Source organism: Bacteroidota bacterium, assembly GCA_035506275.1.
Taxonomy (GTDB): domain Bacteria; phylum Bacteroidota; class Ignavibacteria; order UBA10030; family UBA8401; genus JAGVPT01.
The window spans coordinates 160,098-184,990 of sequence record DATJPT010000006.1; the positions used below are offsets into that span (position 1 = coordinate 160,098).

The following is a 24,893-nucleotide window of genomic DNA, read 5'->3' on the forward strand; positions in this document are numbered from 1 at the left end:
AAACGCTAAGAATGCACAGCGTATGTTTTGTATCTCGAACGAACGGCATTGAGAAGCTCGTCGTGAAACCGGGGATGAGCGATGGCGATCAGCGCGTCCGCTCTCTGCCGCATATTTTTTCCGTGGAGAGAAGCGACACCGAACTCGGTGACGACGTAATGAACGTCGGCGCGCGAGGTCACGACACCGGCTCCCGGGGAGAGCTGGGCGACAATGCGCGACACCGTTCCGTTCTTTGCCGTGGAGGGCAGGGCGATGATCGGCTTGCCCCCTTTCGATCCGGCGGCGCCGCGGATGAAATCCACCTGTCCGCCGAAGCCGCTGTAGATCGTGTGCCCGATCGAATCGGCGCAGACCTGGCCGGTCACATCCACTTCGATGGCCGAATTGATCGCAACCATCTTCTCGTTCCGCGAAATGATGAACGGGTCGTTCGTATAATCGCACGGATGAATCTCAAAATACGGGTTGTTGTGAACGTACTCGTACAGCTCCTTCGTGCCCAGGACGAAGGTGGCAATCACCTTCCCCGGGTGGAGTGTTTTTTTCTGGTTCGTGATGATCCCCTTTTCAATCGCCCGCACGACGCCGTCCGACACCATCTCCGTATGAACGCCGAGATGGTTCTTCCCTTCGAGGTTGGACAACACGGCGTCGGGAATTCCGCCGATGCCGAGCTGCAGCGTTGATCCGTCTTCGATCAGCCCCGCAATGTGCGAGCCGATCTTTGATTCAACATCCGAGTATGCCGTCCCGTGCGGCAGCGTACCAAGTTCTTCGGAGCATTCAACGATCTTATCGATGTGGGAGATATGGACGAACACATCGCCGAGCGTCCGGGGCATTCTTTCGTTCACCTGCGCCACGACAATCTTCGCGCTTTCGACGGCGGCTTTCGTTCCGGCGCATTCCACGCCGAGGCTCACGAATCCGTGCTCGTCGGGGGGTGAGCAATGGATCATCGCCACATCCAGCGGAATGATCCCCTGCCGGAATAACGCCGGGATCTGCGAGAGGTGGACGGAAACGCCGTCGGCGCTTCCGTCAGCGATCGCAGCGCGGTCCGCAGGGCCGACGAACAGCGAATTATGCCTGAAATGCGTATCCATCCCCGGCTTCGACAACGGGTCATCGCCGATGAGCAGCACGTGGTTCACTTCCACATGAAGAAGATCGTTCTTCCGGTCCGCCAGCGCCCGCATCAGGAGAAGCGGAGTCGCGGCATTGCCGCTCACGAAGATCCGGTCCTCGGACTTGACGGTCGAGACCGCATTTTCGACCGAAACTACTTTCGATTTGTACTGGTCGAGCCAGTTCATACGACGGACTCCGACTGATGACGGCCGGCCAGAAGGCGCTCTATACTGGCAAGCGGGAGGTCAAAAATTCTTGCGACGCCGCTGTTCGTACAGCGGCCCGCGAACGTGCACACACCCTTTGCTAATCCGGGATTCGCCTGGAAAGACCTTTCGAAACCGGCGTTGGCGGTCTCGAGCAAATAAGGGACCATCGCATTCGTCAACGCTGCCGTTGCCGTGCGGCCGACGGATGCGGTCATATTCGGAACACAGTAGTGGACGACACCGTGACGGACAAAGACAGGGTCGCTCAACGATGTAGGCCGGCTCGTTTCCACGCATCCCCCGTGGTCGATCGAAACGTCCACGATCACCGCCCCTGCTTTCATCTGCTTCACCATTTCTTCCGTCACGATATGCGGAGCTTTTTCCCCCTTCATCAAGACGGCTCCGATAACCGCATCGGCATAGCGAACCGCCCGGCTGACGTTGTAATCCGTGGACGTTTCGGTGGTGATCTTCCACTGCAGCAATTCTTCAACCTGGCGAAGGCGGGAAATATCCTTATCGAGCAGGGTGACCGAAGCCCCCATTCCGACGGCAATGCGGGCAGCCGTCCGGCCGACGGTTCCGGCGCCGAGGATAACGACCGATGCCGGGGGTACGCCGGGAATCGATCCGAGCAAAATTCCGCGTCCCCCCTCTTTTCCCTGGAGATAACGGGCAGCGACGTGCATGGACACCTGGCCCCCGATCTCGCTCATCACCTGCAGCACGCCAAGTTCTCCCTGAGCGTTCTCGATCAGCTCATAGGCAACGGCGGTCACTTCGCGCTGGAGGAGCGTCTCGATCTGTTTCCGCTGCGACATCGCGAGATGGAGAAACGAAAAGATGGCCTGACCCTTGGAGAGGAGCTGGAGTTCTTTTTCGGACAGAGGGGAAATTTTCAGCACGAGTTCGGAACGATTGACGGCTTCTTCCGTACTGTAGGCGGTCACTCCGCCGGCGGCGATGTACTCTTCGTCGGTGAAAAGGGCGGCGGCCCCGGCAAGGCGCTCGACATAGACCGTATGCCCCATGGCGGAGAGCGCCTGAACTCCGGCGGGAGAAAGAGCGACGCGTCGTTCGAGAAGGCCGGTCTCTTTAAGAATACCGATGATCATAAGAGTGCGTGGTTTGGAAGGTCTGCCGCCGCGGCACCATCCTCACCGCAGCGGCATTGCAGCATCGATCGTCAGTTTCCCCGATCTTTAATCGCATCCATCGGACAGACGGAAATTGCGCGCAGCACGTCCTCGACCTCAGCATCCCCTTCGGGCTGGCGGTACACATAATAGAAACATGCCGAATCATCGAAGGTAAAGCTGTGGATGGCATATGACATGCAGAGCCCGCACCCATTGCAGCTGTCCATCACGTGAAATCTTCCCGGAACATTTTCCGTTAACGGTTTTGGCATCGTTTCTGTCATCATAGCAGCTCCATTCAAAAAAGTTTTTGATGATGATTGTGAATATTTTTTCAAACGTCTATGCTTCCTGCTTTCGCTGGAGCATAGAAATGATTAATCCAATGAACAACAGTATCGTGCCAGTCCAAACAAGATCAATAAAAGGCTTGATGCTCGCCTCAACCTCCAGCACTTCTCCCGCGGGAGCCGCTGCTCCAGGCTTGACAACCTCGAGCGTCACCGTAGATTGTTTCGACCCCATGTCGATATTCATGCTGACCAATTCCAGATCTGCGCCGAGCAGCTTCGATGCGGCCGGTTTGAACGCGGGCGTTCTCTGCTGCGTGTATACTGCGACCGGCGTCACTGTTTCTTTTCCTTCGGGAGAAGAAAGCTCGATCACGGACCCGACCGACATCCCGCCGCCGGTTGTCATCGCATCCATGCCGTGGCTCCCCATGTCGAATTTCACAAACTTTGCCTTGACGTCTCCCAGCGATACCGTCTCTCCTTTTTTAATGGAGACGGTTTCTCCCCCCTGGCCGGCGAGACTCTCCGTATGAGTCAGCGAAACGGGAGAACAATACAGATCCTGCGTCAGGAACGATTTGATGTCGGGAGTGCGCATCGTCCCCTGCTCCCCCGTTTCATACATCACCGGAGAAAGTTGAAAATGGGAATTTCCGTTTTGAACGTCAATGTCGTATGCGAACTTGTGCCCCTCGACCGGCCTGTTTCCTTTATAGGTCACGGTGTAGCCAAAAATACTCTGCGGCGAATTCAATGAAAGGGCCAGATGTTCTTTCTCGCCGTACTTTCCCGAAGCAAGAACCCCGAAAAAGAACAGCGCGAGGCCGATGTGCGCGATCTTCCCTCCTGTCAAACGAGGATCGCCTTTCGCCGTGAAGTATGCAATTTCAATGTTCACAAAGAGGGCGAACGCCGATGCAAACCCGAACGCCAGCATCATTCCGTCGTGGACTCCGAAATACGCCATCGCTCCGGCGACCGCGCAGGAGGCAACGATCCATTTGAGGGAACGTTTGAAGAACCCCGCGCCGTCCTCGTTTTCCCAGCGAAGAAGCAGACTTCCGCCGATGAGGAGTGCGATGAGTGCAGCGAGCGGGAGGCTCATCGTGTCGTAGAACGACGGTTCAACGTTTGTCTTCGAAACGATCGGCAGACTCGTTCCGAACAGCACGACGGCCGACAACGCAAGCAGGGCAAACGAGCCGAGGCTCACGATGAATCCCCGCGAACGATACTGCAGCGGCGGTGCATTCTGCTTCAATTCGGCGCGGCGAAGGATCATCATGCCGAAACCGAGAAACGCAAAGACCCCGAGGAATGCAATGAGCAGCGTGTACACTGCGGTTCCAGGGTCGGTGAACGAATGCACGGACGAATCGCCGAGCACACCGCTACGGGTGAGGAACGTACTGTAGACAACAAAAAGGAACGCCAGAATGGCCAGAGCGAAATTCGTCCGCACGAAATTGCCGGTCCTCTTCTGAATCAACATCGTGTGCACAAGGGCCATCAGCACAAGCCACGGGATCAGGGAGGAATTCTCGACCGGATCCCATCCCCAATAACCGCCCCAGCCAAGCACGCCGTACGCCCAGTACGCGCCAAGCATGATCCCCAGGCCGAGAATGAGCCCGGAGAAAAGCACCCAGGGGAATGCGCTGGAGATCCACGAAGCAAAATCTTTCCGCCACAACGCCGCGACCGCAAAACTGAACGGAACGGCCGTGACTGCAAAACCGATGAAGAGCACCGGCGGATGAATGACCATCCAGAAATTCTGCAGAAGAGGGTTCAATCCTTTGCCGTCCGGCGGGATCTGGCCGGGGGCGATCCGTCCGGGGAAGGCATCCCAAATCGCTGTGAACGGAGATTTGAACAAAAGGAGGAGGACGAGAAATGTCTGCGTCGCCAGGAAGATCGTCAGCACATGAGCTTCAGAATGGCGCGTTCTCGTGTACCGCAGCACGAAGAAACTGATGACCGCCGAGCAGACCGCCCAGAAGAGGAAGCTCCCTTCCTGTCCCGCATAAAACGTCGAGATCAGGAAATGAAGAGGAAGTTTCCTGTCGCTGTAACTCCAAACGTAGGAATAGGAAAAATCATGCTGCAGAATGTTGTTCAACAGAAGCGCGGCAGCGGCGATGATTCCCGCGCCGCTGACATAGAGAGCGCTCCTGCCAAGCTTCAAAAAATTCTGCCTCTCAGCGGCTGTCTGGTAATACGACCAGACCGCAACCAGGCCACTGACGAACGCTACAACCAGAACAATCGTACCGACCATCACTCGCTCCGTTCAAGAAACTAGAAACTTCTTTGCGTCCCCTCTATATCAACCTTGCCGTTAATGTGCAACGCCGGGTTGAGGATCTTCCCACTCGCATCGACAACGCCTTCGTGACAGCTCGAGTTGCCGCAGCTCGAGAGGGGGAGTTGGTTAGGATACCCGACATGCCCTTTCGGCGGCAGGTCGTGGCACGTCCCGCAGGCCGCTTCGGCCGCCCCGCCAGTCCATTTGGGGGAATGATTGAGTCCGGCCATCATCGAATCCGTGTAGATGTATTGATGGTCCGGCGATGCGTTCGACTTCAACACTTGCCAGTTTCCGTGACAGAAGGTGTTGCTGCATTGCAATTGGGTTGCGTCGTATGCAGGATGCGGTGTGAATGTCCCTCCGCCGCTCACGACATTCGCCAATGTATCGTTCAGTGCAACTTTTGCCGGGAGAGGAGAATCGAAATGTCCGGCAGCATATACATGTGAGGGAACCGTATGGCACTCCTGGCACTTGACCGTCTTCCCTAACGTCGCCTGCAAATGCGCCTGATGTGCCCCCACACCGCGGCTTGTGGACGACGTATCGCCGTTCACTCCACGCGGCGGCGCCCAGAGAGCCATATTGCTTTCGGGAGCGTTAAATGTTCCATGGCACGTGTTGCATGCTTCGGGACCGTTGGGCTGGACATGGCAGGTCGTGCAGGAAAATTGCGCACTACCCCCCGAGTAATTGGCGCCGTGGCATCCCTTACACTCGGTCATATTCCAGTTCAGCTGCTTCACGGTATTGCCGTGAAAGTTCATCGACGCAGTATCCGTAAATCCTTCCGGGTGGACGCTCAGCACGGGGGCAGTCGGCGTCTCAGAATTTTTTAATTTGCTGCAGCCGGCGAGCAAGCCTATCGAGACAACGAGCACAATTCCACGATACACACTTGTTTTCATAGTTCACTCACTTCTTTCCGTGACAGTATCCACAAAATCCCACGCCGGCAATTCCCCCCATCGTATGCGGTTTCGCGTTCGGGTCGGTGTGACAGGCAAAACATGTTGCACCGGCATTCGTATGCCAGTCGCCGTGAACCCCGCTCATGAATCCGCTCGGATGCGTCTGGGGATTCGTCCCTTTGATGCCGTCGGGATCGACGTGACACTTCATGCAGACCGGGTCGGACCCTTCAACATCATGGCAGGACATGCAGCTTTCGATCTCGCGCCGGGCAAGCCGAGCATGTTCTCCGCCGCCTGTGCCGACCCCGATGGTGACGAACCCTGCGGCTTCGTGCGATGTCGGAATGGTGCCGCCGAGCGCCTGGCTTCCCGTCTGATGGCAGTCGTTGCAAAATGCCTGCTCATGGTGGCACACCTGGCAATCCGCAGCATGTCCGCGGGCGTCGATGCCGTGCGTGAAACGGTAATTCATGTCATGGACAGACTGTCCCTTCAGCGCCTGGGACTTGTCGTCTCCCATCGTGCGCGGGGAGATCATGCCGGTCTTCTCGGCGGCCGACAGCGCGGTCAGGTTCGATCCGTCGTGGCATTGTGCGCAGTAGCTTTCCGTATGGCACGTGGAGCATTGCGCATCGATCCCCCCCAGCTTGGCCAGGACGGAATGGGTCTTCAAAAAATTTCCTTCGTTATGGGAGGCCGGACGGAGCGTGGCAAGGTTGGAATGACACGTCTCGCACTGGTTATTGACCTTCAAATTATTGTGGCAGGTATTGCATGTCGTCATCGCCGGCATGTTGGCCGCAGAAGCGTAATCGACCTTATCTAATCCGGCATGGCACGTGACGCATTCCATTTTGCCGTCTGTGACGTGCTGCTTATGATTGAACCGGAGTTCGCGCGCCTCCCTCGCAAATCCTTTCGGATTCTTCTCGTCGGTATGGCAGTAACCGCACGTTTTGTTGACCTGGTCTTCGTGGCACGTCTGGCAGACCGCATGACCGGGAATCATCTTATCTGACGACAACTTGCTGGTCGCGGCCTCGGCATGGCACGTTGCGCAATCAACACCGAACTCGTTGATATGCTTCTGGTGGGAGAATTTGATCGGCTGCACCGTGTTGCCGGCAGCGCCGGCGCCATCATTCGCCGACCATCCGCCGCCAAACGCAGCAACAACCGCTGCCGCGCAACACGCTCCAAACAAAAGAATTTTGTTTCTCATAGGGGGTCCTTAAAACCAACTGAGACGGTCACTGAACCAGTAGTTTACTTTCAAAAACACGCGGACGTCGTTCGCATAAAGCGGGTTGCGCATCCATTGAACCTGAGCATCGGTCGACAGGGAAGGCATCGGGCGGTAGGTGGCTCCGATGCTGCTGTTCATGACATTATTTTTCGGCGCGTTATCCGACATCTGGTAATCGGCAAACCCGAAGCCGATGTTCGGGGTGAACTTCCGTTCCATCATCGGATAGACCGCCTGGACAGAGATGCCGTTCAAGTCTCCGGCGTAGCCGAAATTCTGAGTGTAGGAAACGTTGATGATATCGTATGACCCGCCGACGGTGACGCGGCGGCTGTTGTCGTCCGTATACTGAACGGTCGCAAAGCGGGCGAACGTATGGAACAACGGCATCACTTCGTAATCAAGGCCGGCTTCCACCTCCTGCGTACTGTTGGTGTTGAAGACGGAGAAGATCGAGTTGTAGGCGATGCGCGGCTGGCGATAGAGATAATCGAGCGTCGCGCTCAGCGACGACATGATGCCGACGCTTCCTTCGATCTGTGCGCGCGAGATCCTTTCCATATTGAGGTCGTAATCGGAGCGGGCGTAGAGATTTGCTTTGGTCAAAAAACTGTACCGTGCATCGACGCTGGCATATTCCTCCTCGGTCGGCGAGTAAGCGATGAGGATCACTTCGGGGTTGAACAGCGAATCCTCCCGGACTGCGGTGAACGGCTCCGGCTTGCGGGTCCGTTTCATGTAACTCACGCCGACCACCCCGTTGTCGATCGGCGCGAACGTGATCTGACCGCCGTACAGAGAATTGTCCGGCAAACTTTCCTTCAGGTCGATCGAGCGCGACTCGACGATATTGTAGCCGCCGTACGCTGTCACGCCCACCCTTCGGTCAAACAACATTGCCCGTGCCACGGCACCGTCGATCAAGCCGTCACCGACCCCCGCGAACACATACTGCCGCCCTACCGAGATGTCGCCGACATCAGCGATGTTTCGCCCCCTCAATACCAGGGACGAGAGCTGCAGGTCCGGGTCGGTGCCTATCGTCGTGCCGAAATCTTTTGAGTACTGAAAATTCGTGTTGAACGAAAAATGTTCCTGGTTGAGGTCGAACTGAACGTTCTCAAAACCACGCAAGTAATTTTGAACGTCGAGGTCTGCGTTACGTCCCTGCCAGCCGTAGAACGAAGTCGTGAAGCGTCCGGTTGCCAGCTGAGCAGAAGCCGTCGCTGTCATGAACAAAAGAATGATGAAGACTATTTTGCATTTCATAACGGCAATTCCCTTTACTCGTGTGGTGGGAATAAAGACAAGGATTGTGCCATTCGTCGCGGCAAGAATTGCTTTCATTTCCTACAGATTTCTTCAATCATAACAAACTTCCTTCTAAGTATCAAGAATCGTTCTCCCCCCTTCTATAAAATAGGAATCCCGCTCCGTCAGGAGACGAAGCGGGATTGTTTTTGCGGTCTGGAGGCTTTGCCGAGCCTCGTGGGATAAACGCCGGTATGTAGGTTACCGGCGGGGGAAGTATCGCCCCACGAATGGAGCGAATACTATCTTAGCCAGCTGCGGGGATAGGATGTTTGATCTTCGCCCAGGCTTCTTTGTAATTAAATTCTTTGTACGACGGGCTCTTGCTGTTGTGGCACTGTGTGCAGAGTTTTGCATCGCCAGCTGCAAGAACCAATCCAGCCGCTTCTGCCTTCGCTTTATCTTTCATGACAGGGATCGATTTATAGTCAGATCCGGGGCCGTGGCACGATTCGCATTGAATACCGTCTTCCACCTTTAATGCGGACGTCAGCGCTTTGTCGGCAGCGTACCCGGTGACATGACACTGGAGGCACTCGGGAGCTTCAGAAGCTTTCACCTTCAAGCCTTTTGCTTTTGCAATCTCGTCTGCTTTCGGCGACTGGAGAGTTTTGAACGCGCTTGCATGTGCAGAAGATTTCCAAATATCGAATTGCTTTCCTTGTTTCTCGGTCTTATGGCACACAGAACACATTGTGACGCCGACGTACTTATGCTGTGCCTCAGACGGAAGAGCAAGAAAGACAACCATCGCTGCCACTACCAACATTTCAACTAACTTTTTCATCTCAGGATTCTTTCTGTTCAGGTTTTATTATTTGCACCGTTCAAAACCTCAACACATTATTACTCAAATAATGTGCCGAGACGACGGCAGTGGATTTTTCTCTGTTTTTCGTCGATTTCTGCCATTTATAGTCTTAAATCCAAGAAGATCATTACTGCTGAATTTGCAAGGATGAGAATCGTCACCATAAGCCTTCTCTTCAGAAACTCCCTTGTTAAAGGAAGTTTATTCAATTCCCCACGACCTAAAAAAACGGATTTTTCAATCTCAACAATTGAGAAAAGATCAGGAGCGCTGGATTCATGATCCCGACCGGTCCGATTCGCTCCTTGCCTGTTTTCGTTCTAATCTTTTGATATAAAGATAGAGCGAGGAAGCAAGGATCGTAATGATGATCGTTGCAAACCCAAGGCCGAACCGGCGAAAATAATATTCATCGATCGCCTGTTGGCCTTGCTGCGAAACTGCTGCAGCGACGACCAATCCTTTTTGAATTGCGTCGTGGAATTTGTCCTCATTGAATGCATGCACCATCGTTCGCGACTGCATTCGTGCCTGATGCACGTCACGAAGTCTGAACTTCGCTTCCGACACCTCCATTCCTTTTTGCTCCGCCTCATCGATCAGCGTCCGGGCATGCTGCTCAAAATTCACAAGACTGTCGGTCAAGGTTCGCATCGATCTCGCGGCGAGAAAGCCTTTTGTACTTTCTTTCTCCGTGTGGCATCTGCCGCACGTTGCACCCGCCGCTACTCCGAGAAGTGAATCGGAGGCGGCGACGATCTCATGGTTGCCGTGACACGTTTCGCATTCGGGCAGTTTCCTGTCGTCAAACGCTTTCTTATGGGGACTTGACGAAAACAGGTCCGCGTTCAGAGCGTGGCAAGTCCCGCACACTTTCGAAACCGATTCTACCCCCGGAGGCGCTGCGCCGTGATTGCCATGACAGCTATTGCACGCGGGGGCTCCGACGTCATTTTTCTGCAAGAGAGCGACTCCATGCACGCTGCGCGAAAATTTTTCGAACTGGTCGGTCGGAATCCTATAAGCCTTCATCAGCGCCGCATTGCTGTGGCAGTGCGCGCAGGTCGCCGGGATATTCGTGGCGTACACGCGTGACTTCACGTCCTTCGCCGATCGGATATCGTGACTGCCGTGGCAACTGGCGCACTCTGCAGTGTTCGGGTCCCCTTTGGCGTTGCGGATGCCGTGGACGCTTGTCCTGTATTTATCGAGCTGGTCGACCGGCATCGAGGGGTTGTATGAACGCATCAGTGCGGCGTTGGCGTGGCACTTGGTGCACGTTTCCACGACGTGCAGCGGGGAGACCGGCGAGGAGGGATCTTTCACATGTACGATGCCGTGAGCGGAGTGGCACGTCGTGCACTGGACAATATGTTCCTTTCCGGTCGTCGAAAGTTTGCCGTGTACGCTCGCCTGAAGGTTTTCCCATTGATTGGTCGGAAGCTGCGAACCAAATTTTCGCATGGCCTCCGGGTCGGCATGACATGCGGCGCAGGTCTTTGAAATTTCGTCCCCCTTCGGGGCGCCGATGAAACCTTCCTTCTTGCTCATCGCCGTTTCTGCGTCATCGGACCTCGGATTTCCGCCGTGGCAATCGGCGCATGAAAGTCCCTTTTTGAAATGGACATCATGCTTGAACAGTTTGGACGGGGCATCGTCGAGCGCCTCATGACACGTCACGCACTGGTCCGGCGCAGCGGCGGAACCGCGGCACACCGCAGCAGCCAACAACGCAGCGACCAGCATTCCAGGCCGAAGCTTCATGTTGCCCATCCGATGATCGTCAGAATGATGATATAGAAAATCACAAAGAGTCCGATGTATGTGATGAAGCGATTCTTTTCCCCGCGGGCACTCTTGCGGTCCCAAAACGGCACAAGCATCCAGAGCAGCCCGGCTGCGCCAAAGAGCATGATCCCGAAGACTTCGCCGTCAAAGATCCACAGTTTGCCGGGAATGTATTTCAACGACTGGAACATGAAGAGGAAGTACCATTCAGGCTTTATTCCTGCGGGAGCCGCGGCGAACGCGTCGGCTTTTTTCCCCAATTCCCACGGAAAGAAGACCGCAAGAATCGCCAGGAGATTCAGGACGATGAGCCAGAGAAGAAGGTCGCGCAGCAGAAAATTCGGAAAGAACGGCATTCTTTTCTGTTCGGAGACGGGCTCGTGTTCCGAGGAGAGCGGTTCGCTCATCCCCTGGCGCTGGATCAGCAGGAGGTGAATCCCGAGTAGCACCGTGAAGATTCCCGGGAAGACCGCCACGTGAAATCCGAAGAAACGCGAAAGGGTCGCGCCGGTCACCTCTTCTCCTCCACGGAGGAACATCATGATCGGCTTGCCGACCAACGGGACAACGCCGGCGATATCGGTTCCGACCTTCGTCGCAAAATACGCCAGTTCATTCCACGGCAGCAGGTAACCGCTGAATCCGAACGCGAGGGCCAGGAAGAACATCAGCATGCCGGTCAGCCAAGTGATCTCGCGGGGCTTGCGGTACGACTTTTCAAAAAAGACGCTGAACATGTGGATCATCGCTGTCAAGATAAACAGGTTCGCCGTCCAGCTGTGGATCGAGCGGATGAGCCACCCGAACTGGACCTTCGACATGATAAACTGGATCGACTCGAACGCGAATTCTTCGCTCCCTTTATAGTACATCAGCAGAAGAATTCCCGTGACGACCTGGATGATGAACAGGAAGAGCGACACGCCGCCGAAATAATACCAGATCGAATGCCGATGCACGGGGACATATTTCTTCCCCATGAATTTGATCAGGTCGTCGAGCTCGACCCGTTCATTCAGCCAATCATAGAATTTTTCCAACGATCGCTTCATGATCTCTTGGAGATGAAAACCTCCCCTCCCTGAATGTTGACCTTGTACTCATCGAGCGGACGCGGCGGCGGACCGGAGACGTTTCTGCCGTTGATGTCGTATTTCCCGTTGTGGCATGCGCACCAAATGAGCCCGAAGTCCTTCCGGTACTGGACGGTGCAGTCAAGGTGAGTGCAAGTCGCTGAGAAGGCGCGGAGATCGCCTGCGGCCGTGCGAAGAAGGATCACCGGCTTGCTTCCGAACTTGATGATCGTGCCGCTGTCTTTTTCGATATCGGAGAGTTTGCCGGCTTTGACGCTGCTGACCTCCGCTTCCGCCTGGCTGGGAGGTTTAAGGTATGCAAGAATGGGATAAAGAATAGTTCCCGCCCATGCGAGGAGGCTCCCGCCAAGAATGACCTTGAGGAAATCTCTTTTGGACTGGTGAGCCTGCATTTGAGGATGTTCAATCATCTCGTTCGAGCGCAAGGGGAAAAATGTAATGGAAATCTGTCCTTGTTCCTCAGCACGTGCCAGAAGATCCGCCAGCGGCCATCACGGACCGCTGCTGTGACAATCGCTGCAGTTCATCTGCTTCCACGCATCACCGATATCGACAGGATGGCGGTAGTCAACGCCGGTCAGCGACACGCGGAGGTTGTCGTGGTCGAGTTTTTGCGCGAGAATGACATGGCACGTATTGCAATCCCTCGAAAGGACCTTACCGTTGTCGCCGATGTGTTTTCCGTCGTGGCAGCGGAAACATCCTGGAGAATACAAATGGCCGATATTGTTCGGATAATGCTTCCACGAGACGTTCATTTCGGGGAAGAAATTTCTGCTGTAGATCCTCTTGAGGCATTCCACGGCGGAATCGATGTTGACCCTCATCGTCTGTGCGATCTCAGGGTAATGCTGCGCATAATGCTCGCGGATAAGGATGCCGATGCTGTCGAGGGCCCCCTCCTGCGTTCCGTACGGCCGTTCGAGGACTTCCACCGAGGCTGCTTTGATCGACGGGATCTTCGGATCGATCCATCCGAGCGTCATCGCTTCGTTCACGGATTCGTTGGAAGGGCGGTAAATGTGCGTCGGCCGATTGTGACAATCGATGCAGTCCATCCGCCGCATCTCGCCCGCCTGAATCTGCTCTTTGGTCACGCCTCCGTCGGTCGAAGTGTATGTGACGACCGTCCCATCGGGCCTCTTTGATTGAACCCACGGGATCACCTGTCTCTGGGAATCGACCGCGACATACGTAATTTTGTTGCGGATATTCATGTGCCAATGAATGCCGGAGGTCGGCCCCGATTCGCTGTTGCCGCCGCCGATCTTCATCAGGAGGGAGATCCACCATCCGGTGTTCTTTTCATCGGAAAGAAAATAATTCTTGATGACCTGTTTCTCCGAATAGAACTGTTTCGGCCAGTGGCAACGCTCGCATGTCTCCTGGGCCGGGCGTAAATTTCTGACGGGCGTCTCGATCGGCTTGGAATATTTGTGGAAGATCACGGAGTACACCTGATACGCCCCCGAGAGCTTCGATTTCACGTACCAATCCGCTCCCGAGCCGACATGGCATTCAGCGCATGAGACGCGTGCATGCGGCGAAAAGAGGTAGGCGGTATATTCCGGCTTCATCACGGCGTGGCAAACCTCGCCGCAAAACTGTACCGATTCTGTGAACTCATACGCCTGGTAGCTTCCGAAGGCCGAGCATAAAAGGAGGATGATCACCAAACCGGAGAAAAAAGCGAACATCGAACGATGGTGCGGATTGTTGAGATCGATACGGGGGAAACGGTCCTCGGTAACGTGCACTCGCTTCCGTTCGAGGATCATGCCGATAACGGCGATCGCGAGACCAACGAGGAGAAACCCCGGAAGGATGACAAAGGCAATAATGCCCATGTACGGCTTCTGATGTCCGGCGAACGCTTCGAGCAGGAAGAGGAACAAGATCAGCCCGAAGCATACGAGGGCGATCGCGGCCCCAACAAAACTGGTCGGATTAAAAAAAGATTTCGGAACAAGCCTTCTCATGACTGCAGGATAATAGTGTTATCGAAAAATAGAAGCAAATGAAAAGTCGAGTCCGGCGTTCGGGGCTTTGAATTCTTCATTGATGACTTTTCACTTTTCGTTCTCTTTTTTCTCTTCCTCTTCGATCTTCCTCATCTCCTCGGCCTTTATGCGCTTCAGTTCCAACGGATGCTCGTCGTGCATCTCCTCCTCGGTGATTGTTCCTTTAAGGAAGGCGAGGTTGATCGGATAGACATCCGGGTTGAAGATGACAAAATAAAAATGCCAGATGATGATCGCGAGCGTCGCGAGCCATGCCTCGTAATAATGGACCGTTCCCGCCACATCCCACCAGAGCTTTCCGATGAGTCCGAGGAATCTATTATCGAACCATAAAATGAAGCCGGTCATGGCCATGACGATCGTCCCCCACACCAGCGCCCAGTATTCGCTTTTCTCCACATAACTGAACCGGTCAAACTGCGGCTTCACAGTGCTGAGGCCGAGATTGTATTTCGCAACGGCGACAGCATCGCTCGCGTCCTGCAACTTCGGGATCATATCCCGCAGCAGCTGCTTCCCTCTCGGCACAAAAAGAATATAATAAACATGGTAAATTCCGACGAGGATCAACACAACCCCTGCGATCCGGTGCAGCAAGCTTCGAATTTCAAAGACCGCTGGACTGATCGATCTGATCGGAGAAACCCACCAGGCATCGGGAAATTTCAGCATGAATCCTGTTATCACCAGCGTGAAAAAGCTGATGATCAACGTACCATGCTGCAACCGCTCGCCCATCGTCATGCGGACATACAACGCGTGCCCGAGATCCTCTTCGTAGATTGTCCCCCGCCTCATCCGCAGTTTTCGCTTCGACTTTTTCACAAAATCGAGCGCATTGTGAAGAAACATTCCGCCGATCGTGAGGACGATGAGAAGAATGTACCCGGACGTAACGTAGTAGAGGAGGTCTTTGTCCTTCGCTGTCACCATAATATGGACGGAGCCCTTCGTAAAATTCTCATTTGCTCCGGGATGGCATTTCCCGCACGTGACGGCAAGGTTGGCTTTGTTCACGCGCGATTTCGGGTTGCTCGAGGGGAGAATATCATGTACGCCGTGGCAGCTCGCGCAGTTGGCAACCTCCACGCTCCCGGCTTTCGTCGCAAGACCGTGATAGCTGTCGTCAAAACTCTTTCCGCGCTCAGCCGCAAGTCCGAACTTCTCGCTCAGGCGGACCGAGTTATGGCAGGGGGAGCAGACTTGAGCTGAAATATGGAGTTTCGAGACCGGCGAGTTGGGGTCTGTCGGTGCAAGAATTTTGTGCTCGCCGTGGCAATCGGTGCAGACCGGCGCATCTTTGTTTCCGGCGAAGAACGCGGAGCCGTGGATACTCCCCTTATACTGTTCGGCGATGGAGGCATGACATTTCGAACAGGTGTTAGGAATATTGAGCCTGTTCACCCTGGATGTCGGATCTCCCCCTTTTTTCATTTCGTGACTGCCGTGGCAATCGACGCAGTTCGCAGCGCTGCCGTTGCCGCTCTTGAGCGCCATCCCGTGCACGCTCTGTTCGTACGACATCACAAAGTTCGCCGACGGGGCCGATTCAGGCGTCTGTTTGTTCTTGACGTGACACGTTATGCACACCTGCTCCTGTGCGATCTTCAACTGAGCGGAATCAACTCCCGCTTTTGAGCCTGTTATGTTTTTGGAATGGCATGCAACACAGGTCGGCGCGTTCAAATTGCCGGACATTACCGCCTTGCCATGCGCCGACGCAAGATATTTTCCTTTTTCTTCGCCATGACACTCGCCGCAGCTCTGGACGACGTTCGCCGAGTTGAATTTCGTCCCCGGAGTTTTCGGCGACTGGACGTCGTGTTTGCCGTGGCAATCTTTGCACATCTGGCTTACATTGGCACCAGCTTTTGCGAAGACGGCGCTATGGAAGGGATGTTTCGAGATGACATTCTTATGGCAGTTTTGGCACTGAACGGGGGTGATCTTCTCCTTGTGCGGAACATTGTTCGGGTCGAAACCGGTATGGCATGCGACACAAACAAATGTCCTATGGATGGAATGGGAGAGAATCTGATCGTTTACATACAGTGAAATTGTTTTACCGTTTCTCTCAGTCGTCAGCGTGCTATCGGAGTGGCAAGCAAGGCACTCCTCTTTCGTCTGCGAATTGAGATGAAATGAAAACAACGCTATCGCGGCAAAGAGAAAAGATATAGAATGAAAGAGCGTTCTTTTTATCAACATAAAATTAAGAGTGCCTTTACAGTTGCAGAAGAAATCAAGCGTTGAAAAATTCGGCAAGGATTGTGCCAATAAATTCAACAGGAAAAATGCCTTTTTTCAACGGTTTATCGAGATTTTGTCCAAGATTTTCCGAGATTAGCGCGGAAAAAGCGTCACTTCCCGAAAAATGAGAAAGTGCAGCCTCATTTCCTGGTATGAGAAGAAGATTTGACCTAAAGTTGATTCACTCGGCGCAGTGACCACTTTAAAACTACGAATGCTATTTCGGAAAATATCATAAGAATTGCAAGATGTGGAGAGAGATTGTTTCATTTCAAGCGTTGGTCGCCGGCGAATTTGATCGACGCGCTAAAATAGTCTCCGCTTCATGGCCTTGAATGAACGGAACGGCACGATCGCGCTTCTCAGCAATGCGAAATATGCGGTGTTGTCAACTCGCAAATGAGAATCGGTTCGTAAAACATTAGAGGAGGATGTCGATTGCACGAGTTTCAGTCGGCCATTTAACCTGTAAAATTGGCAAGAAAATTGCACGTTCTACGGGAGTGGTACTGTTCCACATTTGAGGTGTTTGGCCAAGCGTTCTCTCGTTTCCAATCCCCGATAGGGAACTGAGTGATATATTCCGCCGAAAGACAAGTTACCGAAGCCGCTCCCAGATTGAGTTTGGGAGCGAGAGGGGAAATTCTCAAACTGCAACGCTACCCGTTCTTCTATGTGATTGTCTAATTCTCAAATCATAGATCGAGGCTGATATGGATCGAAGATCGTTTATGATGCGTGCCGCCGGAGCCACGGTACTTGCCGGGACAAGCTCCGCTTTTGGAAAGTTGAAGTTTTTGAACAGTGAGATGTTTGATTCTTCCCCTTCCGCTTCCTACGACCTCGTTGCCATCAAGGGGGGAGAAGCTGATTTGATGTTTGCCAAGGGAATTGAAGCCCTGGGAGGAATGAAAACGTTCGTTAAAAAGGGGCAAAAAGTTGTCGTCAAACCGAACATCGGGTGGGATGTTTCGCCGGAACGGGGGGGAGACACGAACCCAAAATTGATCTCCGAAATTATCAGGCATTGTTACGCAGCCGGGGCAAAAGAGGTCGTCGTCTTCGACAACACCTGCGACAACTGGCAGCGTGCGTACAAGAACAGCGGCATTGAATCGGCGGTCACCAACGCGGGGGGAAAGGTCGCTCCCGGAAACACCGAGGGATATTATCATGATGTCACGGTCACCGGTTCAAAGAACCTGACGTCAGCAAAAGTGCACGAGTTGATCCTCGAAGCCGACGTGTTCATCAACGTTCCGGTCCTGAAGGATCACAATTCCGCACGGCTGACCATGTCGATGAAGAATCTCATGGGAGTCGTCTGGGACCGCCGCGCCTGGCATGCCAACGACCTGCATCAATGCATCGCCGATTTTGCGGCGTACCGCAAGCCGGATCTGAACATTCTCGACGCGTACACGGTCATGAAGCGCAATGGACCGCGAGGCGTTTCGGAGGAGGATGTTGTCACGATGAAGTCGCAGTTGATCTCGACCGACATGGTCACGATCGACGTTGCCGGGGCGAAACTGTTCGGCCTGAATCCGTCCGACATCCGGTACATTCAGATCGCCGCGCAGCAAAAAGCCGGGAGAGCGGATCTCGACCATCTGAACATCAAACGAATCTCCCTCTGAGCCGTGCGTTACCTCAGGACGATCCGGTGGGTTGTTGCAACAGTGTCGTTGGTCCTTGTGTCGGTATTTTTTCTGGATCTCGCCAACCTCGTACCGCCGTTCATCATTTCTTCGATCCTCAGCGTGCAGGCAGGACCGACGTTCATCCGCCTGTTGAGCGGATGGGGAGCCGCTCTCGCCGGAGTCGGTTTCGTGCTGGCGGCAACCGTCATGGTGGGGCGAGTCTATTGTTCTCATCTCTGTCCGCTCGGGACGCTTCAGGACATTTTCATCTGGAGCGCCAAAAAGAATTTCAAGCATCGAAAATTTCCTTACAGCAAACCGCGCTACCTTCTCCATTACGTCATCTCGGTCATCATCGTCGCTTCGGCGGCCGCGGGAAGCTTTTTCCTTCTCGATCTATTCGAACCTTTCAGCGCCTTTGGCAGGATCCTCTCCGACATTGTCCGGCCGCTTTTCATTCTGTTGAATAATGCCGCCGCCCTCATTCTGACGAAACAGCAGCTGTTCTTTCTTTATGAAATTCCGCTCAAAGGGCTTGCGCTTCCGGTCGTTGCCGTAACGACCGTGTTCGTCGGAGCCCTGTTCTGGCTCTCGTATTTTTACGGGCGGTTCTTCTGCAACACCATTTGCCCCGTTGGCGGAGTACTGAGTCTCCTTTCGCGGTTCTCGATCTTTCGGATCACGATCGACAACGAGCATTGCATCGACTGCGGTTTGTGCGAGCGTGTCTGCCGCGCGCGTTGCATCGACAGCGAAAAACGGGAGATCGATTTTGCGGCGTGCGTCGGCTGTTTCGATTGTCTTAGTTCGTGCCCCACGGTGGGGATGAAATACTCTTACAAGAAGAACAACCAGCCCGCTCCGGCGCCGGTCGATGCTGAAAGAAGAAAAGTTCTCACTGCGGCATCCATATCAATGTTCTGGCTGGCGATGCCGAAAGAAACCGCATCCGCCGCCGAACCGACGTACGACGAGACCCGCAAAACGCCGGTCGTTGCCCCGGGGGGACGCAGCATTCAGCATTTTACAGACCATTGCACGGCCTGTCATCTCTGTGTAAGCACATGTCCCACGCATGTGCTGCAGCCGTCGTTCCTCGAATTCGGCATCGCGGGCATGATGCAGCCGCGGATGGATTATTCCGTGAGCTACTGCAATTTCGACTGTACATTATGCGGTCAGGTCTGTCCGACCGGGGCACTCCAGCCGGTTCTTCACGAAGAAAAGAAATTGCTGCAGATCGGAAAGGCGCATTTCGTCAAGGCCGACTGCATCGTCGAGACCAAGAAAACGGATTGCGGCGCCTGTTCCGAACATTGCCCGACCAAAGCGGTGAAGATGGTCCCCTACGGCAAGCTCCTCATTCCCGAGGTCGACGACCAATACTGCGTCGGCTGCGGGGCATGCGAACATGCCTGCCCGGTGACCCCTCGGAAAGCGATCTTTGTCATGGCGAACGAGGTTCATGCCATTGCAAAAAAGCGCGAAGAGACCAAGATCGCGGCGCCGGTGGCCACGCCGGAAGAATTTCCGTTCTGATTTCCCCTTCAATTTTCTTGTTTCTTCATTCAACAAATAAAAAATCCCGCTGTGCCTCGCGGGATTTCTTATGATCGAACAATAGTTTCAGCTCGGAATCACTTCATTAGAATCATCTTCTTTGTCTGAATGAAGTCTCCTGCCTTCAACTGATAGAAATAGATCCCGCTCGAACAATTCGACGCATTCCACGGAACGGTATAATTGCCCGCCTGCATGATCACATGGACGAGGGTCGACACTTCCCTCCCAAGGATGTCATAGATTTTCAGGGTGACGAACTGTTGGCTGCCGATCGTGAACCGGACGTTCGTCGCCGGGTTGAAGGGGTTGGGGTAGTTTTGTTCCAGGGCGAAAACGGACGGAGTTACCGGTGATGTCCGAACGCCTGTTCCGACGGTATTGCGGGTGATGACAAAAAGGCCGCGGTCGGTCGAGACATACGTGCTGTCGCCGTACGAGATCATTTCGTTCACGGTGAGGCTGTCAAGTCCGGCAAAGGTCCACGAGGTTCCCCCGTCGGTCGTCGAGTAAATTCCTCCGCCTCCGCTCAAGAAACTCGAGAAGGAAGCAAAAATTGTTCCGGCCGAATCGACCGTAAATTGATTAATGTAGTAGAAGAGCCCGGCGGCGCGTGCAGGAAGAGGGACCGTTCCCCACACTCCGTTGGTTCTTTTGTAGAGCGTACTGCCGGCAAGCCCCATCATATTGCCGTCCTTGTCGGGGGCGAGGTTGGAAAGGTAATTCACCGACGACGGGAGGCCTGTTGTATCGACTCGCCATGCTCCGCCTGCAATCGGCCTGCGCATCACACGGCCGTTCACCTGCACCGATCCTCCTGTGGTAAAATACGAACCGGTGATATACAGGTACCCATGATGGTCCGAGGCCATTGAATAGGTGAAGCTGTAATTGCTCGACATAAATCCGACCGTGTCGAACACCCAGCTTCCTCCGGGGGCCTTTGTGAAGAGAAGACTCGGATAACTGCTTCCCCACTGGCTTGTGCCGAGATGCTGACCGCCGTTCTCATCGATAGAGAGAACGCCCGTCCGGAGGAGCGACGCTCCGGCCGTATCGAGGTTCCACGTTCCGCCATCGTCGGTGCTTTTGAAGATGATCGGTCCCCCCAGATTCGTATGGGAGGCCGAGGCATAGAAGTTTCCCAGTGCATCGCCGACAAAGGCAACGTTGCTGTTGAAACCCTGGACAGGAAAATCCTTCGTCCACGACGCGTCGGAGGGGCCTTTCGAGAAAATGCCGATCGTCGACCTGGCGAACCATTTCCCGTCGGGAGACTTCCAGAATCCGAAAGCATAATTGTTGGGGACGCCTGCAGAGGTGAATCCCCATGTTGTCCCCTGGTCGGTGCTGACAAACAATCCGTACGGTGTTCCGATGAAGAGTGTGCTGTCTCCGGTGATCGAATTGATGCCGAAATTGGTCCCGGCAACGGCGGCGATCGGACCATCGATCTCCTGCCATGAGGAGGTTCCACCGGCAGATTTATAGACCACGGTGTTCGTGAAGGGACTGTTCGTCACCAGGTAAAGGTTTCCGTAGATGTCGTCGGCGAAGAGGTCCGGCGTCTGTGTTCCGATGCCGGCGGTGTCCGTGGACCATGTTCCGCCGTTATCGGTACTTAAATACAGACCGGCGCCGTTCCCTCCCACGAGGATCCGGTTTTTTCGGTCGACAAATACGCGGTACAGACTTGTAGACTGGGTCAGCGTCGTGACGCGATGCCAGGTGTCCGAGTCCGGGCTTTCCTTGAACAACCCGTTCGTCGTGGCAGCATAGACGTGAATTGCGGAATCGATCGCGATGTCCCAAACGTGTGCTGAACCGAGTCCGGCCGTATCGAGGTTCCACGTAAGCGCCGTGTCGTGGCTGACGTACACGTACGACGACGAGAGCATATAAAGGTCGTCTCCGATTATCTTCTCCCAATCCTCGCTGAACGAGGCACCGGTAATTTTTGTCCTGAATCTCACATTGTGGAGGGCCGGAATAACTTCCGCTTCACCAAAGAAGTCTTCATAGACAGAGCCGTCATCAAGAAGGATCAGAATCACATCCGATCCTCGCTTGTGCACGACGTCGGAAATGCTCCGCCCCTTTGGTGCATCCCAAACAGAGCCATATTCGGGGTCGTCTTCGTCACCTTCGTCCACAAAATAGGTGGAACTGTTGAATCCAATGTTGCCGAAGTCTCTGGTGAGGATCGAACTGCCGTTCGGGAGAGTCTCCTTGCCCGAAAAATTAAACTGGCTTCTCGAACTTCCCGGCAACAAAAGAATGAGGGTGAACAGGAGCAAAACCATCCGGGAACAATGTATTGGTTTCATCGCAACACTCCTTGTTTGAAAGTGAGACTGTCGCAAGGTGCACGATCATGGATTTTCATCCTGATTGTTCACCCCGTGTTATTTCATCAACAGCATCTTTTTCGTCTCGATAAAATCCCCCGCTTTCAGCCGGTAGAAGTAGACGCCGCTCGCGAACGTCGAAGCGTCCCAATACGCGGAATGAGTCCCGCCGGTCTGCTCTCCATTCACCAGTGTCGCGACTCTTCTCCCCAGGACGTCAAATACCGTCAGCGTGACGAAACCCTTATCTTTCAATTGATATTCGATCATCGTCGCCGGGTTGAACGGATTGGGATAATTTTGCGAGAGTGCATATGCATTAGGAACCGATCCGGCCTTTTTGACGCTGTTCACCGAGACGTTCTTCGTCAGAATATACAGTCCGCTTGCATACGTGAGCGCATAGACCGAATCGCCAGAGACCGTCAATGCTCTCACCGAAATGCTGTCGAGCCCCGCATCATTCCACGTCGAACCATCGTCGGTTGTGTAATAGATGCCGTGCCAGAGATAATTAAAACCGTTCTGGCTTGCAAATCCGGCCCAGAGCGCTCCCGAGCCGTCGACCGCGGTCACGAACGCCGAGTTGCCTCCCAGCCCGTTCGGCGTCGAGTATCCTGCCCAGGTCGACCCGGTCTTCTTATAGATTCCGCCCCCCCACGTCCCGGCGTAGAGATTTCCATTCTTATCCGCGCTGATGCTGTAGACGATTGCTCCCTGCAATCCGGCGGTGTCCAGCACCCAAGTCCCGCCGGCGATGGGCCTCTGGTATAAAAGGCCGGCGTACGTCATAGTATTGGTAATTGCCCAATACAGGTTCCCTTTCCCGTCGCTGGCAAAAACATTCGAATAATTCTGCGGGATCCCGCTCAGCCCGGCAGTATCCGGAGTCCACGACGATCCGGGAGATTTCTTGTAGATATACGCCGGGGCGTTGGTGAATCCGTAATGCTGTACTCCGGTTTCATCGGCAAAGTATATAGGAATGCTTGCCTGCACGGCAACGCCCAGACCGGCCGTGTCGGGAAACCAGGTGGTTCCGTTGTCGGTGCTTTTCCAGTTTGCACGGGGACCCTGAGAATTATTGGCATTAATGCCTTGCCCCAGAGTGTATAAGTTCCCCGCATCGTCGATCAAGACGACGCTTCCGGCTTGGAATCCGTCCGGCGGAAACGTCTTTGTCCATGAAGAATCCCCCTTGTTCTCGTAGTAAACTCCGAGCCCGGTCGACGCGAACTGGCACGTGGCGGACCTGGCATACCCGTACAGCGTCACCGCCTGAAGTCCTTCGTTGGCTTCGGACCATGTTGTGCCCTGATCGGTGCTCACAAAGAGGCCGTAATTCGTGGCGAGATAGATCGACGTATCGCCGCCGATGGAATTGAACGGAGATGCATACGAATTGATCGGGTCCCTGATCATTTTTGAAACAGCCGTATCGATGCGAACCCACGGAGCAAAGCCAGTGTCAGATCTCACGACCGTTCCGTTTACCAGTCCGTAAATATTATTGAAGGAATCGTCTCCGAACCGTGTCACAGCTCCTCCTCCCAGTCCGCTGCTGTTCATCGTCCACGTGTTGCCGGAATCTTTGCTCGAGTAAACAGCTCCATACGTGGATGTGAACACCCTGTTCTTTCGCGAGACGAATATTCCGACATAGTATGCCGAAGGGAGCGAAGTAACCTTGTGCCACACGTTCGAATCGGGATGTTGTTTGAACACTCCGACCGAAGTGGCCAGATAGACGAATTGCAGCGTATCGACTGCCAGAGCATTGTACTGCATCCCTTCGATTCCGGCAGTATCGGTCTGCCACGTTCCCCCTGAATCGCGCGAGACGACAATATCGTTCAGCGCCAGCAAATAGGTCGCATCTCCGTCCACTGCATTCCACCGCTCTTCGGGGGGAGCATTGGTATTATTAGTGTACGGCGAAACGGTTTGAGCCGCGACGTCGTACTGAAGGATGCTGTTATCGGAAAGAAGAAGATAGACTTTTTTAGAATCGGACTTTATCTTGACCTTAACATTATTACAATCGACTCCCGCAGGAAGATCAAAGATCTTGTCGTTGTATGTACCGGTGAGCTTATGGTCCCTGCGAATGTAAATTCCCCGGGATGTGACGCTGGCGGGTTCGAGATTGCTCCCATCGTTGACATCCACCGAACCGACGACAGGCTCGCCGTTGATTTTGGCAACGTCCGGATCTTCTTCGGGAAGATGGCCTTGCGCCCGAAGAGAATTCTGGGAACAAAGAAGGAGTGTCATGCTCACACTCACCAGCAACAGTCTGCGGATGAGGGTCGAAAATTTTTGCGGCGCTCCAATAGGCAACGCGCAGCAAGTACGGCCGCAACGGACGATCATACATCCTCCTCGATTATTGTACATGAACAATCGCCAAAAGATCCGGAGATATATCTATTGTTAGTTCAGCTCTGGTGAATCACGCTGTGTTGAATGACCCGCATCTCGGAGGATCAACACAACGTTCATTATCCGTGTGAGAAAGAAAACGAGCGGCAGGAGCCCCGAAAAGAAGGAAGGAAGCATCTGCTTTACACATCATCATTACCTCCTTTTAAATAGGAAAGTTTTGACTCTATGCTTTTTTACAGTAAAGAATGCTCTTCTTCGAACTTAAAAAATCGAATTCTTTGGTTTTGGCGTTACAGGGGGATGGCAGTGCTATATAATCAAAAACCTGTTTACATGCAACTTTGCCGTGCGAGCGGCAGTGTTACAGTCCCGCGTCTGAGGCTTTTGGGACAAAGACCCTCTCGTTCCCAACCTCTGCTCGGGAACGGAGTGA

At 54.0% G+C, this 24,893-nt stretch carries 17 protein-coding genes; 2 read left to right on the forward strand and 15 right to left on the reverse strand.

Translation table 11 applies throughout. From position 1 onward, the window contains the following. Positions 1-5 precede the first annotated feature (5 nt). The 13 genes from VMF88_03875 to VMF88_03935 all read right to left on the reverse strand — a co-directional run bounded on the left by VMF88_03875 (position 6) and on the right by VMF88_03935 (position 16,425). Positions 6-1,319 (reverse strand): acetyl-CoA hydrolase/transferase C-terminal domain-containing protein, encoded by a 1,314-nt coding sequence (locus VMF88_03875; protein HTY10193.1) that lies wholly within the window; start codon positions 1,317-1,319, stop codon positions 6-8. Then, on the reverse strand, positions 1,316-2,461 hold the full coding sequence (locus tag VMF88_03880) for an alanine dehydrogenase (protein HTY10194.1): 1,146 nt from the start codon (positions 2,459-2,461) through the stop codon (positions 1,316-1,318). The genes VMF88_03875 and VMF88_03880 overlap by 4 nt, the downstream gene beginning before the upstream one ends. Positions 2,462-2,532: 71 nt before the next feature. Then, the gene (locus VMF88_03885; GenBank protein HTY10195.1) at positions 2,533-2,772 is read right to left on the reverse strand and encodes a ferredoxin; all 240 of its coding nucleotides are present in this window, start codon (positions 2,770-2,772) and stop codon (positions 2,533-2,535) included. Between the two features lie 55 nt (positions 2,773-2,827). Continuing rightward, the gene (ccsA, locus tag VMF88_03890; GenBank protein HTY10196.1) at positions 2,828-5,059 is read right to left on the reverse strand and encodes a cytochrome c biogenesis protein CcsA; all 2,232 of its coding nucleotides are present in this window, start codon (positions 5,057-5,059) and stop codon (positions 2,828-2,830) included. 20 nt (positions 5,060-5,079) lie between these two features. Continuing rightward, positions 5,080-5,997, reverse strand: coding sequence for a CxxxxCH/CxxCH domain-containing protein (locus tag VMF88_03895; GenBank protein HTY10197.1), 918 nt, complete (start codon positions 5,995-5,997; stop codon positions 5,080-5,082). A 7-nt stretch (positions 5,998-6,004) separates the two neighbouring features. Beyond that, the gene (locus VMF88_03900) at positions 6,005-7,225 is read right to left on the reverse strand and encodes a cytochrome c3 family protein (protein HTY10198.1); all 1,221 of its coding nucleotides are present in this window, start codon (positions 7,223-7,225) and stop codon (positions 6,005-6,007) included. A 9-nt stretch (positions 7,226-7,234) separates the two neighbouring features. Continuing rightward, positions 7,235-8,596, reverse strand: coding sequence for a hypothetical protein (locus tag VMF88_03905; GenBank protein HTY10199.1), 1,362 nt, complete (start codon positions 8,594-8,596; stop codon positions 7,235-7,237). Between the two features lie 211 nt (positions 8,597-8,807). Beyond that, positions 8,808-9,347: a cytochrome c family protein gene (locus VMF88_03910; protein ID HTY10200.1), complete on the reverse strand. Its 540-nt coding sequence runs from the start codon at positions 9,345-9,347 to the stop codon at positions 8,808-8,810. Positions 9,348-9,647: 300 nt separating this feature from the next. After that, positions 9,648-11,135 (reverse strand): ammonia-forming cytochrome c nitrite reductase subunit c552, encoded by a 1,488-nt coding sequence (locus VMF88_03915; GenBank protein HTY10201.1) that lies wholly within the window; start codon positions 11,133-11,135, stop codon positions 9,648-9,650. Further along, positions 11,132-12,211: a cytochrome b N-terminal domain-containing protein gene (locus VMF88_03920; GenBank protein ID HTY10202.1), complete on the reverse strand. Its 1,080-nt coding sequence runs from the start codon at positions 12,209-12,211 to the stop codon at positions 11,132-11,134. Before VMF88_03920 ends, VMF88_03915 begins: the two co-directional genes overlap by 4 nt. Then, positions 12,208-12,663, reverse strand: a complete 456-nt coding sequence (locus VMF88_03925) for a Rieske (2Fe-2S) protein (protein ID HTY10203.1) — start codon at positions 12,661-12,663, stop codon at positions 12,208-12,210. The genes VMF88_03920 and VMF88_03925 overlap by 4 nt, the downstream gene beginning before the upstream one ends. 81 nt (positions 12,664-12,744) lie before the next feature. After that, a complete protein-coding gene (locus VMF88_03930; protein ID HTY10204.1) occupies positions 12,745-14,232 on the reverse strand; it encodes a NapC/NirT family cytochrome c in 1,488 nt (495 codons plus the stop codon). A gap of 90 nt (positions 14,233-14,322) precedes the next feature. Beyond that, the gene (locus VMF88_03935; protein ID HTY10205.1) at positions 14,323-16,425 is read right to left on the reverse strand and encodes a cytochrome b/b6 domain-containing protein; all 2,103 of its coding nucleotides are present in this window, start codon (positions 16,423-16,425) and stop codon (positions 14,323-14,325) included. Between the two features lie 812 nt (positions 16,426-17,237). Between VMF88_03935 and VMF88_03940 the strand changes: the two genes are divergently transcribed. Continuing rightward, entirely contained in the window at positions 17,238-18,164 is a 927-nt protein-coding gene (locus VMF88_03940; GenBank protein HTY10206.1) for a DUF362 domain-containing protein, read from the forward strand. A 3-nt stretch (positions 18,165-18,167) separates the two neighbouring features. Further along, complete coding sequence (locus VMF88_03945; GenBank protein ID HTY10207.1) at positions 18,168-19,706, forward strand: 4Fe-4S dicluster domain-containing protein; 1,539 nt, start codon at positions 18,168-18,170, stop codon at positions 19,704-19,706. Positions 19,707-19,804: 98 nt separating this feature from the next. Here VMF88_03945 and VMF88_03950 read toward each other — a convergent pair whose 3' ends face one another. Together VMF88_03950 and VMF88_03955 are read right to left on the reverse strand one after the other, a co-directional pair. After that, complete coding sequence (locus VMF88_03950; protein HTY10208.1) at positions 19,805-22,054, reverse strand: T9SS type A sorting domain-containing protein; 2,250 nt, start codon at positions 22,052-22,054, stop codon at positions 19,805-19,807. A gap of 78 nt (positions 22,055-22,132) precedes the next feature. Continuing rightward, a complete protein-coding gene (locus VMF88_03955; protein HTY10209.1) occupies positions 22,133-24,349 on the reverse strand; it encodes a T9SS type A sorting domain-containing protein in 2,217 nt (738 codons plus the stop codon). Between the last annotated feature and the right edge of the window lie 544 nt (positions 24,350-24,893).

Bases quoted from the DNA above. Each gene is read 5' to 3' on its own strand.
- VMF88_03875 (HTY10193.1), bottom strand. From the start codon at position 1,319: ATGAACTGGCTCGACCAGTACAAATCGAAAGTAGTTTCGGTCGAAAAT.
- VMF88_03950 (HTY10208.1), bottom strand. From the start codon at position 22,054: ATGAAACCAATACATTGTTCCCGGATGGTTTTGCTCCTGTTCACCCTC.
- VMF88_03910 (HTY10200.1), bottom strand. From the start codon at position 9,347: ATGAAAAAGTTAGTTGAAATGTTGGTAGTGGCAGCGATGGTTGTCTTT.
- ccsA (HTY10196.1), bottom strand. From the start codon at position 5,059: ATGGTCGGTACGATTGTTCTGGTTGTAGCGTTCGTCAGTGGCCTGGTT.
- VMF88_03940 (HTY10206.1), top strand. From the start codon at position 17,238: ATGGATCGAAGATCGTTTATGATGCGTGCCGCCGGAGCCACGGTACTT.
- VMF88_03920 (HTY10202.1), bottom strand. From the start codon at position 12,211: ATGAAGCGATCGTTGGAAAAATTCTATGATTGGCTGAATGAACGGGTC.
- VMF88_03955 (HTY10209.1), bottom strand. From the start codon at position 24,349: ATGACACTCCTTCTTTGTTCCCAGAATTCTCTTCGGGCGCAAGGCCAT.
- VMF88_03930 (HTY10204.1), bottom strand. From the start codon at position 14,232: ATGAGAAGGCTTGTTCCGAAATCTTTTTTTAATCCGACCAGTTTTGTT.
- VMF88_03925 (HTY10203.1), bottom strand. From the start codon at position 12,663: ATGATTGAACATCCTCAAATGCAGGCTCACCAGTCCAAAAGAGATTTC.
- VMF88_03895 (HTY10197.1), bottom strand. From the start codon at position 5,997: ATGAAAACAAGTGTGTATCGTGGAATTGTGCTCGTTGTCTCGATAGGC.
- VMF88_03905 (HTY10199.1), bottom strand. From the start codon at position 8,596: ATGAAAGCAATTCTTGCCGCGACGAATGGCACAATCCTTGTCTTTATT.
- VMF88_03880 (HTY10194.1), bottom strand. From the start codon at position 2,461: ATGATCATCGGTATTCTTAAAGAGACCGGCCTTCTCGAACGACGCGTC.
- VMF88_03900 (HTY10198.1), bottom strand. From the start codon at position 7,225: ATGAGAAACAAAATTCTTTTGTTTGGAGCGTGTTGCGCGGCAGCGGTT.
- VMF88_03885 (HTY10195.1), bottom strand. From the start codon at position 2,772: ATGATGACAGAAACGATGCCAAAACCGTTAACGGAAAATGTTCCGGGA.
- VMF88_03915 (HTY10201.1), bottom strand. From the start codon at position 11,135: ATGAAGCTTCGGCCTGGAATGCTGGTCGCTGCGTTGTTGGCTGCTGCG.